The organism is Amycolatopsis sp. NBRC 101858 (assembly GCF_030269325.1).
Lineage (GTDB): Bacteria > Actinomycetota > Actinomycetes > Mycobacteriales > Pseudonocardiaceae > Amycolatopsis > Amycolatopsis ponsaeliensis.
Window position 1 is genome coordinate 636,681 of sequence record NZ_BSTD01000001.1, and the last position, 15,647, is coordinate 652,327.

At 71.5% G+C, this 15,647-nt stretch carries 14 protein-coding genes; 4 read left to right on the forward strand and 10 right to left on the reverse strand.

What is annotated here, in order from left to right; all coding sequences use genetic code 11:
* Positions 1-208 precede the first annotated feature (208 nt).
* Positions 209-1,690 (reverse strand): FGGY-family carbohydrate kinase, encoded by a 1,482-nt coding sequence (locus tag QSK39_RS02900; protein WP_285476108.1) that lies wholly within the window; start codon positions 1,688-1,690, stop codon positions 209-211.
* A 92-nt stretch (positions 1,691-1,782) separates the two neighbouring features.
* On the opposite strand from QSK39_RS02900, the gene QSK39_RS02905 reads away from it, so the two are divergent.
* Positions 1,783-2,781, forward strand: coding sequence for a LacI family DNA-binding transcriptional regulator (locus tag QSK39_RS02905; RefSeq protein WP_285476109.1), 999 nt, complete (start codon positions 1,783-1,785; stop codon positions 2,779-2,781).
* A gap of 10 nt (positions 2,782-2,791) precedes the next feature.
* Here the strand turns inward: QSK39_RS02905 and galE are convergent, their stop codons facing one another.
* Positions 2,792-3,751, reverse strand: coding sequence for a UDP-glucose 4-epimerase GalE (gene galE / locus QSK39_RS02910; RefSeq protein ID WP_285476110.1), 960 nt, complete (start codon positions 3,749-3,751; stop codon positions 2,792-2,794).
* 92 nt (positions 3,752-3,843) lie between these two features.
* Here galE and QSK39_RS02915 point away from each other — a divergent pair, with 92 nt between their 5' ends.
* From QSK39_RS02915 to QSK39_RS02925, 3 genes are all read left to right on the forward strand, one after another.
* Entirely contained in the window at positions 3,844-5,205 is a 1,362-nt protein-coding gene (locus tag QSK39_RS02915; RefSeq protein ID WP_285476111.1) for an MDR family MFS transporter, read from the forward strand.
* Positions 5,206-5,288: 83 nt separating this feature from the next.
* Positions 5,289-6,785, forward strand: coding sequence for an alpha/beta hydrolase (locus tag QSK39_RS02920; protein WP_285476112.1), 1,497 nt, complete (start codon positions 5,289-5,291; stop codon positions 6,783-6,785).
* Between the two features lie 60 nt (positions 6,786-6,845).
* Entirely contained in the window at positions 6,846-7,652 is an 807-nt protein-coding gene (locus tag QSK39_RS02925) for an SGNH/GDSL hydrolase family protein (RefSeq protein WP_285476113.1), read from the forward strand.
* Here QSK39_RS02925 and QSK39_RS02930 read toward each other — a convergent pair.
* The 8 genes from QSK39_RS02930 to QSK39_RS02965 form a co-directional block, all read right to left on the reverse strand.
* Positions 7,640-8,425, reverse strand: a complete 786-nt coding sequence (locus QSK39_RS02930; RefSeq protein WP_285476114.1) for a DeoR/GlpR family DNA-binding transcription regulator — start codon at positions 8,423-8,425, stop codon at positions 7,640-7,642. The genes QSK39_RS02925 and QSK39_RS02930 overlap by 13 nt on opposite strands.
* Positions 8,426-8,558: 133 nt before the next feature.
* On the reverse strand, positions 8,559-9,605 hold the full coding sequence (locus QSK39_RS02935; protein ID WP_285476115.1) for an ABC transporter ATP-binding protein: 1,047 nt from the start codon (positions 9,603-9,605) through the stop codon (positions 8,559-8,561).
* Between the two features lie 6 nt (positions 9,606-9,611).
* On the reverse strand, positions 9,612-10,514 hold the full coding sequence (locus tag QSK39_RS02940) for a carbohydrate ABC transporter permease (RefSeq protein WP_285476116.1): 903 nt from the start codon (positions 10,512-10,514) through the stop codon (positions 9,612-9,614).
* Positions 10,495-11,451 carry a carbohydrate ABC transporter permease gene (locus tag QSK39_RS02945; protein WP_285476117.1) on the reverse strand — a complete coding sequence of 319 codons (957 nt, stop codon included), beginning with the start codon at positions 11,449-11,451 and terminating at the stop codon, positions 10,495-10,497. Before QSK39_RS02945 ends, QSK39_RS02940 begins: the two co-directional genes overlap by 20 nt.
* Positions 11,451-12,824 (reverse strand): ABC transporter substrate-binding protein, encoded by a 1,374-nt coding sequence (locus QSK39_RS02950; protein ID WP_502873267.1) that lies wholly within the window; start codon positions 12,822-12,824, stop codon positions 11,451-11,453. The genes QSK39_RS02945 and QSK39_RS02950 overlap by 1 nt, the downstream gene beginning before the upstream one ends.
* A gap of 88 nt (positions 12,825-12,912) precedes the next feature.
* Positions 12,913-13,755, reverse strand: a complete 843-nt coding sequence (locus QSK39_RS02955) for a class II fructose-bisphosphate aldolase (RefSeq protein WP_285476119.1) — start codon at positions 13,753-13,755, stop codon at positions 12,913-12,915.
* Positions 13,755-14,657: a 1-phosphofructokinase family hexose kinase gene (locus tag QSK39_RS02960; protein WP_285476120.1), complete on the reverse strand. Its 903-nt coding sequence runs from the start codon at positions 14,655-14,657 to the stop codon at positions 13,755-13,757. Before QSK39_RS02960 ends, QSK39_RS02955 begins: the two co-directional genes overlap by 1 nt.
* Positions 14,654-15,535 carry an SIS domain-containing protein gene (locus tag QSK39_RS02965; protein ID WP_285476121.1) on the reverse strand — a complete coding sequence of 294 codons (882 nt, stop codon included), beginning with the start codon at positions 15,533-15,535 and terminating at the stop codon, positions 14,654-14,656. Before QSK39_RS02965 ends, QSK39_RS02960 begins: the two co-directional genes overlap by 4 nt.
* Positions 15,536-15,647 lie beyond the last annotated feature (112 nt).

The following is a 15,647-nucleotide window of genomic DNA, read 5'->3' on the forward strand; positions in this document are numbered from 1 at the left end:
CGCTACCCGCCGTCAGCAACAACGCCGCCTCCGCCGACGGCGCCCGCGCTACCCGCCGTCAGCAACAACGCCGCCTCCGCCGACGGCGCCCGCGCTACCCGCCGTCAGCAACAACGCCGCCTCCGCCGACGGCGCCCGCGCTACCCGCCGTCAGCAACAACGCCGCCTCCGCCGGTGACCCCGCGCCACCTCGGCCGGAGCAGCCCGGTCAGGACGTCGCGTGCTGCTGGGCCGCCAGGAAGTGCGCCGTCTCCGCCGTTGCCTCGTACAGCGCCCGGTAGTGCCGGTAGAACTCCTCGTACCGCTCGTGGTTCGCCGGGTCCGGGGTCACCGTCGCGGCGATCGGGTTCCCGCGCGCGGCGTCCATCCCCACCGCCTCCGCCGCGAGGAGCGCGTCGCCCAGGCACGCGCCGATCGTCTCCGCCGGGATCTGCTGCGGCAGCCCCGTGACGTCCGAGACGATGCGCGTCCACAGCCCGCCCTTGGTCCCGCCGCCGACCGCGACCAGCCGGCCCGCCGCACCTCCCGCGGCTGCCATCGCCTCGAGGTTGTGCCGCACGCCGTACGCGATCCCTTCCAACGCCGCGCGGTAGATCTCGGCTCGGCCGTGCGACGTCGTCAGCCCGGCCAGCACCCCGCGCGCGGCCGGGTCGAACAGCGGCGTCCGCTCCCCCGCGAAGTACGGCAGCAGGAGGAGCCCGCGGCTGCCCGCCGGCACCGAAGCCGCCTCCGCCACCAGGTCTCCGAAGGAAGCTCCGACGAGTTTCCGCAGCCAGTCGGTCACCGCGCCGGACGTCGCCATGCCCGCCGCCAGCGTGAAACTGCCCGGGACGACCCCGCGCGTGCCCCACAGCCCCGGGTGCGGGCGTGGCTCGGTCAGCACCTGGACCAGGAACATCGTCGTTCCGTACATGACCATGACGTCGCCCGGCTCGCGGACGCCGACGCTCGACGCCTCGGCCCAGGCGTCGACCGTCCCCGCCGTCACCGGCAAGCCCGCGGGCAGTCCCGTGAGCGCGGCCGCAGCCGCGGTGACCTCCCCGGCGATCTCGGTCGGCCACAGCAGTTCCGGCAGCGCCACCCCGGGCGCGACGCGCTCAGCCCAGTCCGCGGCCCAGTCGCCGGCGACCAGGTCGTACATCGGCGTGCACTGGCTCGCCGAGTGGTGGTCGAGGACGTACCGGCCGGTCAGCCGGTGCACCAGGAAGGAGCTCGACATCAGCAGCTTCTTCGTGCGCGCGTGGACGTCCGGCTCGTGGCGCGCCAGCCAGCGCACCTTCGGCCCGACCGCCTGGCTCGTCAGCGGCGAACCCCCGCGCGCCAGGATCTTCTCCGCGCCGAGCTCGTCGTTCAGCTCGGCGATCTCCGCGCCCGCCCGGGTGTCGACGCCGTAGAGGATCGCCGGCCGCAACGGCGTGCCGCCGGCGTCGGCCGGGAGGAGGCACGGCCCGATGCCGCTGATCCCGAGCCCGGCGAGCGGGCGCCCTTCGGCCGCGCGCAGCAGGTCGGCGACGATCCCGGTGAAGTCCGCCCACCAGACCGTTTCGGCGTCGTGCTCGAACCAGCCCGGCCGCGGCGTCGAGACGGCGTGCTCGCGGACCGACCGGGCGAGCACGGCGCCGCCGGGGTCCACCAGCACGCCCTTCGAGCTGGCGGTGCCGATGTCCACGCCGAGCAGCAGTCCCGTCATCCGCCCCTCCACGGACCAAACTGCGGGAAATCGATTACCACCACGCTATGGTGTGCCGGAAGCACTGTCAACGAACACGAACGAGGACACCGGTGGCGACGATCTCCGACGTGGCGGCGCTGGCCGGCGTCTCGACCGCGACCGTGTCGAGGGCGCTCAACGGCAAGTCCACTGTGGACCCGGTGCTCGCCGAGCGCGTGGCCAGGGCCGTGGCAGAGCTCGGCTACACGCCGAACGGCCTGGCGCGCAGCCTGCGCCGCCGCGAGACCGCGGTGCTGGCGCTGATCATCTCCGACGTCGAGAACCCGTTCTTCACGGCGATCGCGCGCGGGGTCGAGGACACGGCGCAGGCCGCCGGGTACTCGGTGATGCTGTGCAACTCCGACGAGAACACCGCCAAGGAACGCCGGTACGTCGAGGTTGCGGCCCAGGAGCGGCTCGCCGGCGTGATCATGTCGCCGACCACGGGTGACAGCGACGTCCGGCCGCTGACCACGCACCGGACGCCGATCGTGACGGTGGACCGGCGCCTCGCTTCGGCGGACTGCGACGCCGTGCTGCTGGATTCCCGCGCCGCGGCCCGTGACGCCGTGTCGCACCTGGTTTCCCAGGGCTACCAACGGATCGGCTGCATCGCCGGCCCGCCGGGCGTCACCACGGCGGACGACCGGCTCGACGGTTACCGCGACGGGCTCCGCGAGGCGGGCCGGAAGTACGCGGCGAAATTGGTGCGCCGCTGCGAATTCCGCGAGAACGGTGGCCGGGAGGCCGCGACGCAGCTGCTGACGAAACCCGACCCGCCGGACGCACTCCTGGTGTCCAGCAGCACGATGTCGGTCGGCGTGCTGCAGGTGCTGGCGGAGCTGGGCCGGCGCGCCGGCCGCGACGTCGGGATCGTGTCGTTCGACGACGCCCCGTGGGCGACGCTGATCTCCCCGGCGCTGACGGTGCTCGCCCAGCCCGCCCACGCGATGGGCCAGCTCGCGGCCCGCCTCCTGCTCGACCGCATCGCCGACGGCACTTCCCGCGCCGCGACCACGACGACGATGGCGGCGCAGCTCATCGTCCGGGGCAGCTCCACCCGCCCCTGACGGCGCGGGGTCAGTGGTGCCGGGTGTGGAAGGTCCAGGCGTCGGCCACGATGTCGCGCAGGTCGGGCCGGCCAGGCTGCCACCCGAGGTCCTTCCGGGCTTTCTCGCTGCTCGCAACGGTGACGACCGCGTCGCCACTGCGCCGTGGGGCGAGCACCACCGGGATGGGGTGCCCGGTGATCTCGCGGGCGGCTTCCACCACCTGCAGGTTGGTGTAGCCGTTGCCGTTGCCCAGGTTGTAGATCTCGTGCCGGCCGGGCTCGATCGCTTCCAGCGCGAGCACGTGCGCGGTGGCCAGGTCCGCGACGTGGATGTAGTCCCGCACGCAAGTGCCGTCGGGGGTCGGGTAGTCGTTGCCGTACAGCTGCAGCCGCTCCCGCTTGCCGGCCGCGACCTGCAGCACGATCGGGATGAGGTGGCTCTCCGGATCGTGCCGCTCACCGAGCTCGCCGACCGCGCCCGCCGCGTTGAAGTAGCGCAGGCTCGTCGCACCGAGGCCGAACGCCGCGGCTTCCGCGGCCACCATCAGGTCGACCATGAGCTTGCTGGCCGCATAGGGATTGCGCGGGTCCACCCTGGCGGTCTCGGCGAGCTTCTCGTCGCCCTCGCCCCGGTACATCGAACCGGTCGACGAGAAGATCAGGCGCCGGACGCGCGCCGCGCGGGCGGCTTCCAGCAGGGCGAGGGAGCCACGCACGTTGACGTCCCAGTAGACGTCCGGCCGGGCGACGGACTCCGCGACCTCGATCCGCCCCGCGAAGTGAAGCACGCCCTCGAAACCCGCTTCGGGAGTCAGCACCCGAGCCGCGTCGTGCACGGACATTTCGTGGAACGCCACGCCGTCCGGCACGCTCGCGCGGTGCCCGGTCGACAGGTCGTCCAGCACCTCCACGTCGTGCCCGGCCGACAGGAGCGCTCGGGTCACCACGCTTCCGATGTAGCCCGCGCCCCCCGTGACCAGCAGCTTCACTGAGATTCCTCCTCGATGGACAGTCCCGGCAGCTCAGCGATCGCGCGGCCGAGGTTGACTTCGACCTTGCTTCAGCTTTTACCGTCGCCACCATGACTGCTCCTCCCATCCCGCGCACCGTCTGGATCGCCTCCGGCGTCATGGCGCTCGGCGGGTTCCTGGGCAACATGGACGGCTCGATCGTCGCGGTCGGGCTGGAGTCGATGAGGCTGCGCCTGGGGGTCAGCCTCATCGAGATCCAGTGGGTGGCGACGGCGTTCCTGCTCGGCCTTTCGGCGGCCCTGCCCCTCACCCCGTGGCTGGTGAAACGGCTCGGCGCCGGACGGCTGTGGCTCTGGGCGCTGGGGGCGTTCCTCCTGACGTCGGTGGCCTGCGCGCTCGCCCCGGACGCCGGCACGCTGATCGCCTTCCGCACGCTGCAGGGCATGGCCACCGGCGTCATGGTCACCGCCGGGCAGACCGTGATCGGGCTGGCCGTCGGGCCGGAGCGGCTCGGCCGCACCATGGGCACGCTGGGCCTGGTCGTCGGGCTGGCGCCGGTCGTCGGGCCGAGCGTCGGCGGCTTCCTGCTCGCGCACTTCTCGTGGCCGGTGCTGTTCTGGCTCAACCTGCCGATCGGGCTGGTCGCGTTCGGCCTCGCGCTGCGGTACGTTCCGCGCGGCGACCGCGGGCAGCCGCCGCCGATGGACTGGCCGGGGCTGCTGCTCGTCTCGCTCGGCCTGCCGCTGCTGGTCTACACGCTCACCGAGCTCGACGCCGTGCTGGCGGCCGTCGGCGCCCTCGCGCTGGCGATCTTCGTCTGGCGATCCTTGCGCGTGCGGCACCCGGTACTGGACCTGCGGCTGGCCGCCCGGCCCGTGATGGGCTCGGCGCTGGCGGCCGTCCTGCTGGCCGGCGCCGGGATGTTCGGCGCGGTCCTGCTGCTGCCGCTGTGGTTCCAGGTCCGGCTCGGCGCCGGGCCGGCCGAGACGGGTGTCCTGCTCGCACCGATGGGCCTGGCGACGACGGTGTTCGTGCTCGTGGCGGGCCGGCTGACCGACCGCCACGGCGGGGGAACCGTAGCGCTCACCGGGTCACTGGTCGTGCTGGCGAGCACCGTCCCGCTGCCGTGGCTCGGCCCGGACACCCCGATGTGGCTGGTCCAGGCGCTGCTCGTCGTCCGCGGCGCGGGACTCGGGCTGTCGATCATGCCCGCGTCGACGGCGGCGTACGCGTCGGTCGGTGCGGCCGAACTGGGCCACGCGACGGCGTTGGTCAACATCGTCATGCGCGTGGGTGGCGCGGCCGGGGGCGCGGTGTGCGTGATCGTGCTGTCCCGCGGCCTCGCCACCGGCCCGGCGACCGGGTTCGGCTGGGCGTTCGGGGTGCTGGGAATCGTCTGCGTGCTGGGCGCGGTGGCCGCCGGACGGCTCCGGCACGCCGAGCGATCGTCCACAGTGGACGTCACGGGGTGATCCACCTGGGAACCTGGCGCGATCACCGGTTTGGTGATTTCCTGGAGCCGGTCAACCACGGTCGGTAAGGGGAAGGGCTGACGATGGCGGGGGTATCGAGGCGGCTGGTGACGGCCGCGGCGGCGACGGCGGTGCTGGGGAGCTTGCTGGCGGCGGCGCCCGCGTCGGCCGCCCCGTCGATCGACTGGAAACCGTGCGCGGACGCGCCCGGGGTGGACTGCGGCACGGTGACCGTGCCGATCGACTGGGCGCACCCGGACCGGGGCACGGCGAGCATCGCGCTCGCCCGGCGCAAGGCGACGGACCCGCAGGCCCGCATCGGATCGGTCCTGATGGACCCGGGCGGCCCCGGCGGGCCGGGTGCCGGTGAGGTCAAGGGCGGCTGGTCGCTCTCGCCGGAGATCACCAAGCGCTTCGACACCGTGGGCTTCGACCCGCGCGGCGTCGGCGACAGCACGCAGATCAAGTGCGGGCTCGACGAGGTCATCGCCGACCACCCGGAGGTGCCGCGCAACCAGGCCGAGTTCGACCAGCTCGCGGCGTACAACCGCAAGCTCGGCGATAGCTGCAACAAGCTTTCCGGGCCGCTGGGGCAGTTCGGCGACACCGTGAGCGTCGCGCGGGACATGGACGCCATCCGCGCCGCGCTCGGCGAGAAGAAGCTGACGTACTACGGGGTTTCCTACGGCACGCTGATGGGCCAGCAGTACGCCGAGCTGTTCCCGGACAAGGTCCGCGCGCTCGTGCTGGACAGCAACATGGACCACTCGCAGGTCACGGCGTTCGAGTTCCTGAACAGCGAAACGCAGTCGGTGCAGGCGGAGTTCGGCGAGTTCGTGGCGTGGTGCGGCCGGACGCCGGGCTGCGCGCTGCACGGCCGGGACGTCTCGAAGCTGACGCGCGACCTGCAGGACAAGGCCGCGCGCGGGGAGCTGAAGGATCCGCAGAGCGGCGAGGCCGTCACCCCGCTTTCGCTCGCCGGGATCTTCCAGGGCTCCTTCTACGGCCCGAGCTGGGATCGGCTCGCGTCGGTCCTCAAGTCGTTCGCGGACGGCACCCCGCCCGCCGCGTCGGCGCAGCTGAAGGAAGACATCCCGGTCAACAACGTCTTCCAGAGCGTGTTCTGCGACGACTGGAAGCTGCCGGTGCACAACTACGCCGAGCTCGAGGCCTACCGGCGGACGGCCGCGGCCCTCGCGCCGGACGTCAAGGTGAACTCCCTGGGCTGGCAGGCGGTCACCGGGTGCATCGGCTGGCCGAACAAGGCGAGCAACCCGCAGCACCCGCTGCAGGTGCACGGCGCGCCGCCGCTGCTGATGCTGAGCAGCAAGTACGACCCGGCGACGCCGTACGCGTGGTCGCAGGCCGCGGCCCGGCAGAGCGGCAGCACCCTGCTCACCTACGACGGCTGGGGCCACGGCGCGTACGGCAAGAACAGCCAGTGCGTGATCAAGGCGACCGACGACTACCTGATCAGCGGCAAGCTCCCGCCGCGCGGGACGCACTGCGCGGCGGTCGAGCCGGGGACGCCCGAAGCCCGCGTCGCCGGGCCGAAACCACCGGCGGCGATCGGCTTCTGACGCTTCCGTTGCGTGGCCGGGGCGAGGACAATCGTCCCGGCCACGCGAAGGGAGCCGAGGGTGATTCGTCGATTCTTCGCCACCGCGGCGGCCGTGATCGCCGCTTCGTCCCTTCTCACCGCACCGGCGGAAGCCACGACGGGCCGGTATCTCGCGCTGGGTGACTCCGTCGCGTTCGGCTACCGGCCCGACGCGGGTGCCGACTACTCGAATGCGTCGAACTTCAGGGGCTACGCGGAGAAATACGCGTCCCTGCGCGGGCTTCGGCTGGCCAATGCGTCGTGTCCGGGCGAGACGACGGGAAGCTTGCTGAAGGTCAGCGCGCCGAGCAACGGCTGTGAGAACGGCTACCGGCTCGCGTACCCGCTGCACGTCTCCTATCCGGGCAGCCAGATCGACTACGCCGTGCGGTACCTGCGGGCCCACCGGGACACGCGGCTGGTGACCCTGACGATCGGCGCGAACGACATGTTCCTGTGCCGCGACACGACGCCGGACCAGTGCACGGGCCCGGACTTCCAGATCGCGCTCGGCCAGGTGAGCCGGAACCTAGCGGCGATCCTCGGCGCGGTGCGCGAGCAGTACCGCGGCGACCTCGTGCTGGTGTCGTACTACTCCCTCGACTACCGCGACCCGGCCCAGGTGGCGCAGGTGAAGGCGATCAACGCGGCACTGACCCAGGTGACGCGCCGCTATCACGGCAAGATCGCGGACGGCTTCACGGCGTTCTTCCTGGCCTCCCTGCGCGCGGGCGGCGACCCGTGCGCGGCGGGGCTGCTGATCAAGCTGCCGACCGGAGCCTGCGACGTCCATCCGTCCGCGGCCGGCCATCGCGTGCTCGAACTGGCGTTGGCTCACACCGCCTGAACTTCGACCCCGGCGGCTTCGAAGGCCCGCACGGCCTCCGGATCGGCGTCGGTGTCGGTGACGAGGGCGTGCACCTGCGTCGTCTCGCAGATCCGGGCGAAGGCGCGCCGGCCCAGCTTCGAGCCGTCGGCGACGGCGACCACGCGCTCGGCGCGCTCGACCATCAGCCGGTTGATGCTGGCCTCGCCCTCGTGGTGGGCGAAGGCGCCGGCGTCGGGATCGAAGGCGTCGACGCCGAGGAACAACAGGTCGATGGTGAGCTCACTGAGCACGCGGGTGGCGAGCGGCCCGCTCAGTTCGAACGACTGCGGCCGCGCGACACCGCCGGTGACGACGATCTTGACGTTCGGCCGCACGGCGAGCTCGTGCGCGATGTTCAGCGCGTTGGTGACAACGGTGATGCCGGGCGAGTCCCCCCGGCTGCCCAGGTCCGACCGGATGGCGAGCGCCCGCGCGACCCCGGCGGTGGTGGTCCCCCCGTTGAGGCCGACGACCATCCCCTTGGCGGCGAACGCGGCGGCGGCGGCACTGATCCGCTGCTTTTCGGGGACGTGCCGCGCGGTCTTGTAGCGCAGGGGGAGGTCATAGGCGAGGTCGTTGGCCACGGCGCCACCGCGCGTGCGCGTGAGCAGCTGCTGTTCGGCGAGGTGGTCGAGATCCCGCCGGATGGTGGCGGCGGAGACGTCCAGCTCCACGGCGACGTCCTCGACGTCGATCTTTTCCCGCTGCCCCAGCATGTCCAGCAGGGTGGTCAACCGTTCGTGCCGGGCCATCGGCGAAACTCCCTAGCTTGACTCTCGGTGACCCATCGCGCACGAGGGTGCGCTGTTGGCCGCCGTTTCGAGCAGTATGCTGCATCGAAGGTGGAGTCTGCACCGCGGCACGCCGTGGGAGCGGCTCACCCCGTCAAGGCAACCGCGCCCCCGTCGCCGCGTCGAACAAGTGGACCGACTCCCTCTTCGGCGCCAGCTTGATCGCCTCCCCCCGTTGCCACGGCGCCATCCCCGGTGTCCGCACCGTCAGCACCTCCGAAGACGACTCCGTCCGGCAGTACAGGTACTGGTCACTCCCCAGCTCCTCCACCACCTCGACCACCGCGTCGACCCCCGACCCGATCGTCCACCCCTCCGGGCGCACCCCCACCACCACACCCGGCCCCGTCAACGCCGAACGCTGCGCGGGCGTCAGCGGGACCGACCACGGCCCGTCTGCCGTCGTCGTCAGCAAGTTCATCGCCGGGGACCCGATGAACCCCGCCACGAACACGTTCGCCGGGCGGGCGAACAGGCCGATCGGGGTGTCGCACTGCTGCAGCACTCCGTCGCGCAGGACCGCCACCCGGTCGCCCATGGTCATCGCCTCGACCTGGTCGTGGGTCACGTACAGCGTCGTGATGCCCAGCCGCCGCTGCAGCGAGGCGATCTGCGTCCGCGTCTGGACCCGCAACTGCGCGTCCAAATTGGACAGTGGTTCGTCCATCAGGAACACGCTCGGCTCGCGCACGATCGCCCGGCCCATCGCCACCCGCTGGCGCTGGCCGCCCGAGAGACGGGCCGGCTTGCGGTCCAGGTACGCCGTCAGGTCCAGCACCTTCGCCGCTTCGGAAACCCGGCGCTGACGCTCCGCTGCGGGGACGTGCGCCAGCTTCAGGTGGAAACCGATGTTCTCCCCGACCGTCATGTGCGGGTACAGCGCGTAGTTCTGGAACACCATCGCGATGTCCCGGTCCTTGGGCGGCAACATCGTGACGTCGCGCGCTCCGATGTGGATCGAACCGTCGTCGACGCCTTCCAGGCCCGCCAGCATCCGCAGCGTCGTCGACTTGCCGCAGCCCGACGGGCCGACCAGCACCAGGAACTCCCCGTCGGACACCGAAAGGTCCAAGCCGTCGACGGCCGGGCGGTCCACGCCCGCGTAGAACCGCGTCGCGTCCGAAAAGGTCACCGTGGCCATCGCGTCCTACTTCCCTGCGCCGAGCGTCAGGCCGGAAATGATCCGGCGGGCGAGCACGAGGTACAGCACCAGCATCGGGAGCACCACGATCGCCACGCCGGCGATCAGGCCGCCGTACTCCGACTGGTAGCTCGCCGCCCCGTAGAACGTGAACAGTGCGCGGGACAACGTGAAGTGCGCTTGGTCCTTCAGGAACACGATCGCCAGCAGCGTCTCGTTCCACAGGCCGATCGCGTTCAGCGTCAACGCCGTGATCAGCCCGCCGCGGGCCAGCGGGAGCATCACCGAGAAGAACGTCCGCACCGGCGACGCGCCGTCCAGCGCCGCGGCTTCTTCCAGTTCGTCCGGCAAGGACCGGAAGAACCCCGTCAACAAGAACACCGTGAACGGGATCGACAACGCGACGTACAGCACGAACAGCCCGTACTCGTTGTCCAGGTGGATCCGGCTCAGCACCACGAACAGCGGGATGATCACCGTCTGGAACGGCACGCCCATGCCGATCGCGACCCCGTTCGTCAGCGGCCCGGACCCGCGCACGCCGAGCCTCGTCAGCGCGTACGCACACGGCGCCGACACCGCGACCGTCGCCACGGTCGCCAGCCCGACCAGCACCACCGTCGTCAGCACCGCGTCGCCGAACCCCGCGTTGTTCCACGCGTACGCGAAGTTGCGGAACGGCTTGCCGAGGTGGAACCACTGGTACGGCAGCGCGAACGGCTTGGTGAAGATCTCCACCTGCGTCTTGAACGCGGCGGTGAGCAGCCAGTACAGCACCAGCACGTTGCCGGCTGTGAACAGCCAGACGATCGACGACCCCAGCAGCCGCAGCGGGCTGAACCGGCGCGACCCGGGCGCCGGTCGCGGCTTGCGCGGAGGTTTGCGAGTTTCAGAACTGGAGAGCGTCACGGCGCATCACCCGCCTCAACAGCACGACGAGCACCGAGACCAGCGCGATCATCGCCACCGCGCAGGCACAGGCGGCCCCGAAGTCCGGCGTCCCGTTCGAGCCGAAGGTCCGGTCGAACACGTAGACCCCGAGCGTCCACGCCTGGTTCGGCGGGGCGTACGTCCCCGGCCCGGCCAGCACGAACACCAGCTCGAAGATCTTCAGCGCGTTGATCGTCCACAGGACACCCGCTACGCCGACGACGTCCCACGTCATCGGGAGCGTGATGTTCCGGAACTTCTGCCACGGCGACGCGCCGCCCAGCTCGGCGTCCTCGTAGAGGTACGGCGGGATCCGGTCGACCGCGGCCATCAGGATCGTGATGTAGAAGCCGGAACTGGCCCAGATCAGCGACGCCGTCACGACGCCGGTCACGTTGGCCGGGGCCAGGAACTTCGCCGCGTCGGCACCCGCGTGCTCCAGCACGAAGTTCGCGAGGCCCTGTTTCCCCGGCTGGTACTTGAACACGAACCCGAGGAACATCCCCAGCGCCACCGGCGCGACGATGTTGGGGAAGAACAGGATCGCCCGGACGACCTTGCCGCCGCGCATGTCCCGCAGCACCATGGTGAACAGGAACGCCAGCGCGAACGTGCCGATGCCACCGAGGAACACGTACACGAGCGTGTTGCGGAACGCGTACTGGAACGAGTCGCTCGCCCACATCCGCGTGTAGTTGGTGACGCCGTCGGGCTGCGGCGTGTCGCCCGCGCCGGCCCAGCTGGTGAAGCTCAGGACCACGGTCGCGAGCGTCGGCACGACCAGGAAAGCCAGGTACAGCACCAAAGCCGGCGCCGCGAACGGCCAGAACAGCCGCCTCTTGCGGCGCAGGTGCGCGCCACCGACGTCGCGGGTCTCCGAAACCCGGGACGCCGGTGCCGTCGTGAGCGTCGCCATCAGCTCTGGTTCTTCCAGAACTCGGCGCCCTTCGCGGCGAGCTGGTCCACGAACTGCTGCGGCGTGATCTGCCCCTTCAGCAACGCGGTGTCCGCCGGGTCGAACACGTCGGTCTGCCACTTGCCGCCCGCGATGCCGTCGATCCCGTCGTACTGCAGGACGTGCTCCTTCTTCGGATCGTCCATCGCGGCCTTGACCTGCTTGAGGTCGTCCGGCACGGCGAGGTCGGCGCGCGGCACCAGGTTGTCGGCCACCGCCGGGATGCCGGAGAGGATGTCCTTGTTCAGGAAGTACGCGATGAACGCCTTGGCCGCCTCGGCGTGCCGGGCCTTCTTGGGCACCGCGAAGCCGATCGACATCTGCTCGACCGTGTCGTGCGTGGCGCCGGCCGGCATCGGGAACTGGAACGAGCCGTAGTCGATCTTCGTCCCGGCGCCCTGCTTGTCGAGGTACTCCCGCGTCTCGCTCGGCGCCCAGGTGCCGACGTAGAGGTAGCGCGAGTCACCGTCGGCCCAGCGCTGCTGCACCTGCGGGAACTTCGCCGCGTCCCAGCCGTCGATGAAGTACTTCGGCAGCTTCGCGGTTTCGATCGCGGCCTCGAGGAAGCCGGGATCGGACTTCCAGAGCTGCCCGGTCTGGTCGGTCGCGGCCTTGTTCAGCCCGCCCGACCCGACGAAGCGCTCGGCGAGCTGGGTGAAGAAGTACATGTTGTAGAACGGGATGTCGCCGTCCTGGCTGATCGCGGCCTTGCCGTCGGCCTTCGCCTTGTCGAACAACGCGACCAGGTCGTCCATGGTCTTCGGCTGCTGCACGTCACCGGCGGCCTTGTCGAACCACCAGGCACTGGACTGCACGGTGTAGGGGACCATGAAGTTGTGGCCCTCGCGGTCCTTGTTCTGCGGGAAGTCGTAGGAACTCGGCGAAAGCACGTCCTTGACCGTCTTGTCGCCCTCGCCGACCTTCATCGCGAAGACGTCGTCGACGCTCTGCGTGCCGCCCGGGGTCATGATCGCCGCGCCGACCTTGCTGACGTCCTGGTCGAACAGGTCCGGCACGGCGTCGGTGTTCAGCGCGGGCACCAGGTTCTGCGTGTAGGCCTTGCGCCCGAGCCACTGGACGTTCACCTTGACGCCGGTCTTCTCCTGGAAGCACTTGAACGCCTTCTGCAGGACCTTGCCCTGCGGCTCGTCGGCGGTCCACATCGCCCAGTAGGTGAACTCCTGGTCCCCGGCCGGTTTGCCGGCGGCCTCGGGACACGGCGCGGTGAGGTATTGGTCGACCCCGGGCAGCGCGTTCTCGCCGGTTCCGCTGCCCGTGTCGGCGCCCCCACCGCAGCCCGCCAGGAGGAGTGAGGCCCCCACCGCACACGCCATGACTTTGCTTCGTCGCATCCGCCACCACCCGGTCGAGATCGAATATATCGCGCAAGTTCTGCACATTAGTGCGCAGTTTTATGGGCTTTCAAGCATCTGTCAACACAAGTAGCCGCAACAATCGCCGCACTTCGGTCATGACGGCGTCGCGTCCGGCACCCAGGTACTTCCGCGGGTCGACGCGCTCGGGGTGCGCCCGCCAGTCACCCGCGGCGGCCGCGGTGAACACCTTGTTGAGCTGCGTCGCGATGTTGACCTTCGTCATCCCCGCCCGCACCGCTTCGGCGAGCCCTTCGTCGGACACCCCGGACGAGCCGTGCAGCACCAGCGGCACCGGAACCCGCTCGCGCAGCCGCGCGATGAGGTCGAAGTCCAAAGTGGCGTCCCGGGTCAGCATCGCGTGCGAGCTGCCGACGGCCACCGCGAGCGCGTCGACGCCGGTGGCGGCGGCGAACTCCGCGGCCTCGCCGGGATCGGTGCGGGCACCCGGCGCGTGCACGCCGTCCTTCCCGCCGATCTCGCCGAGCTCGGCCTCCACCCAGACGCCGTGGTCGTGGCAGAACGCGGCGACCTCGCGGGTCTCGCGCACGTTGTCGGCGTAGTCCAGTTTGGACGCATCGAACATGACCGAGCCGAACCCGAGCGCGACGGCTTCGCGCACCAGCTCCCGGGACTCGGCGTGGTCGAGGTGCACGGCGACGCGTGCCTCGGCCGCACGGGCCGCGGCCAACGCGGCGCCGCCGATCGGGGCCAGTGCCCCGTGGTAGCGCACGGCGTTCTGGCTGAGCTGCACGATCACCGGTGCATCGGCCAGCGCCGCGCCCTCGACGATCGCCGTGATGTGTTCCAGCTGGATCGCGTTGAACGCGCCGCAGCCCCGCCGGGCCGACACGGCCTCCGCGACGATCTCCCCGGTGCTGACCAGCGGCATCAGGACTCCCCTTCCGGCCGGACGCGCACCGCGGCCAGCTCCCGGTGGTAGTGGGCGAGGTCGACGTCGCCGGCGAGCGGCCCGAGCACGGCCGCGCCGGACAGCGCGACGGCCCGGCGCAGGATCTCCGGCCACGGCTCGCGGCGGCAGAGCCCGAGCGCGAGCGCCGCGACCACGGCGTCGCCCGCGCCGGTGCTGTTGCCGGTGAGCACGGCCGACGGCGTCGCGCGCCAGGTCCCGGCGGCGGTGACCGCGAGCAGGCCGTCGGCGCCGAGCGAGACGACGACGGCGCCGGCCCCGGCGGTGCGCAACTCCTGCGCGGCGGCGACCGGGTCGGCCACGCCGGTGACCTCGCGAAGCTCGTCGAGGTTGGGCTTGACGACGGTCGGGCGGCCGGCCAGTCCGGCCAGCAGCGCCGGGCCCGAAGTGTCCAAAACGGACGTCGTGCCGGTGAGCAGCCGCGCGTACCCGTCCGGCGGCGCACCCGGCGGCAGGCTGCCGGAGCAGACCAGCACCTCGGGTTCGCGGTGCCGGACCCGCCCGGCCAGCAGCGCCCATTCGGCCGCGCTCAGCTCCGGTCCCGGCTCGTTGAGGAGGGTGACCGAACCGTCCACAACGGACAGCACGGTGGTGGTCCGGCGCGTCTCGCCGTCGATCGGCACGAGGTCCGCGGGCAGCCCGGCCGCGCCGAGGTCGGCCGCGAACTCGGCCCCGGTCGCGCCGCCCGCCGTGGTGACGGCGCGGACGTCGGCGCCGAGCGCGTGCAGCACGCGGGCGACGTTCACGCCCTTGCCGCCCGCGCGGTGCCGGACGTCGCGTGCCCGGTGCACGGCGTCCGGCACCAGGCTGTCCACTGTGTACGTGACGTCGAGCGCGGCGTTCGGCGTCACGGTGACGATCATGTGAGGACGACGGATCGCGTGAGGCCGCGCGGGTGGTCCGGGTCCAGGCCCTTGCGCCGGGCGATCGCCGCGGCCACGAGCTGGGCGCGGACCAGGTCGGCGAGCGGGTCGAGGCCGCTCTCGACGAAGGTGCCGCCCGCGCGGCGGACGTCGTCGGCGAGGCCGCCGGGTGCGCGGCCGAACATCCAGGTCACGCGGCCGGGCTCGCTGATGCTGATCGGGCCGTGCCGGTAGTCCCACGCGGGATGGGACTCCGTCCACAGCAGGCACGCCTCGCGGAACTTGAGTGCGGCTTCGTTCGCGATCCCGACCGACCAGCCGGTGCCGAGGAAGCTGAACTGCCCGGCACCGACCAGCGGCTCCGGCAGCGGCTCGGCCAGCACCTGCTCGGCCTGCGCGACGACGGCGGTCAGGTCCTCGCCGAGGTGCGCGCGCAGCATCGCGAGCGCGGTGGTGGCGAACCGGGTCTGCACGACCGAGCGTTCGTCGACCGCGGAGAGGTCGACGACGGCGTCGGCGGCGCCCGCGATCGCGGCGGGCACCCCGGTGATCGCGGTGGTCCTGGTGCGGCCGCGCAGCCGCGCGAGCAGGGTGTGCACCTCGGTGGTGGTGCCGGACCGGCTCAGCGCGAGCACGTGGTCGTAGGTGCGCCCGGCCGGGAACTCGGACGCGGCGAAGGCGTCGGTCTCGCCGAGCCCGGCGGTTTCGCGCAGCACGGCGTAGGCCTGGCCGACGAACCACGACGTGCCGCAGCCGACGATCGCCACCCGGGCCCCCGGCGCGGGCAGCAGCGCGGTGTTCGCGGCGGCGAACGCGCCGGCCTCGCGCCAGCAGCCGGGCTGGCTGGCGATCTCCGCCGCCATGAAGGTCCCGCTCATGAACTCCCCCTCTGTGCCGGTTGTGCGCAACAGCTGTCACGGTAGGTGCAGTTTTGTGCATCGTCAATCGGCGTATCGAGCATGTTTGCGCAGTCGATGCGCAGACGCGTGC

What these genes read in the sequence shown, in the direction of transcription:
- QSK39_RS02965 (WP_285476121.1), bottom strand. Translation starts at nt 15,535, where the DNA reads ATGAGCGGGACCTTCATGGCGGCGGAGATCGCCAGCCAGCCCGGCTGC.
- QSK39_RS02930 (WP_285476114.1), bottom strand. Translation starts at nt 8,425, where the DNA reads ATGGCCCGGCACGAACGGTTGACCACCCTGCTGGACATGCTGGGGCAG.
- QSK39_RS02935 (WP_285476115.1), bottom strand. Translation starts at nt 9,605, where the DNA reads ATGGCCACGGTGACCTTTTCGGACGCGACGCGGTTCTACGCGGGCGTG.
- QSK39_RS02900 (WP_285476108.1), bottom strand. Translation starts at nt 1,690, where the DNA reads ATGACGGGACTGCTGCTCGGCGTGGACATCGGCACCGCCAGCTCGAAG.
- QSK39_RS02945 (WP_285476117.1), bottom strand. Translation starts at nt 11,451, where the DNA reads ATGGCGACGCTCACGACGGCACCGGCGTCCCGGGTTTCGGAGACCCGC.
- QSK39_RS02960 (WP_285476120.1), bottom strand. Translation starts at nt 14,657, where the DNA reads ATGATCGTCACCGTGACGCCGAACGCCGCGCTCGACGTCACGTACACA.
- QSK39_RS02950 (WP_502873267.1), bottom strand. Translation starts at nt 12,824, where the DNA reads ATGGCGTGTGCGGTGGGGGCCTCACTCCTCCTGGCGGGCTGCGGTGGG.
- QSK39_RS02955 (WP_285476119.1), bottom strand. Translation starts at nt 13,755, where the DNA reads ATGCCGCTGGTCAGCACCGGGGAGATCGTCGCGGAGGCCGTGTCGGCC.
- QSK39_RS02915 (WP_285476111.1), top strand. Translation starts at nt 3,844, where the DNA reads ATGACTGCTCCTCCCATCCCGCGCACCGTCTGGATCGCCTCCGGCGTC.
- QSK39_RS02920 (WP_285476112.1), top strand. Translation starts at nt 5,289, where the DNA reads ATGGCGGGGGTATCGAGGCGGCTGGTGACGGCCGCGGCGGCGACGGCG.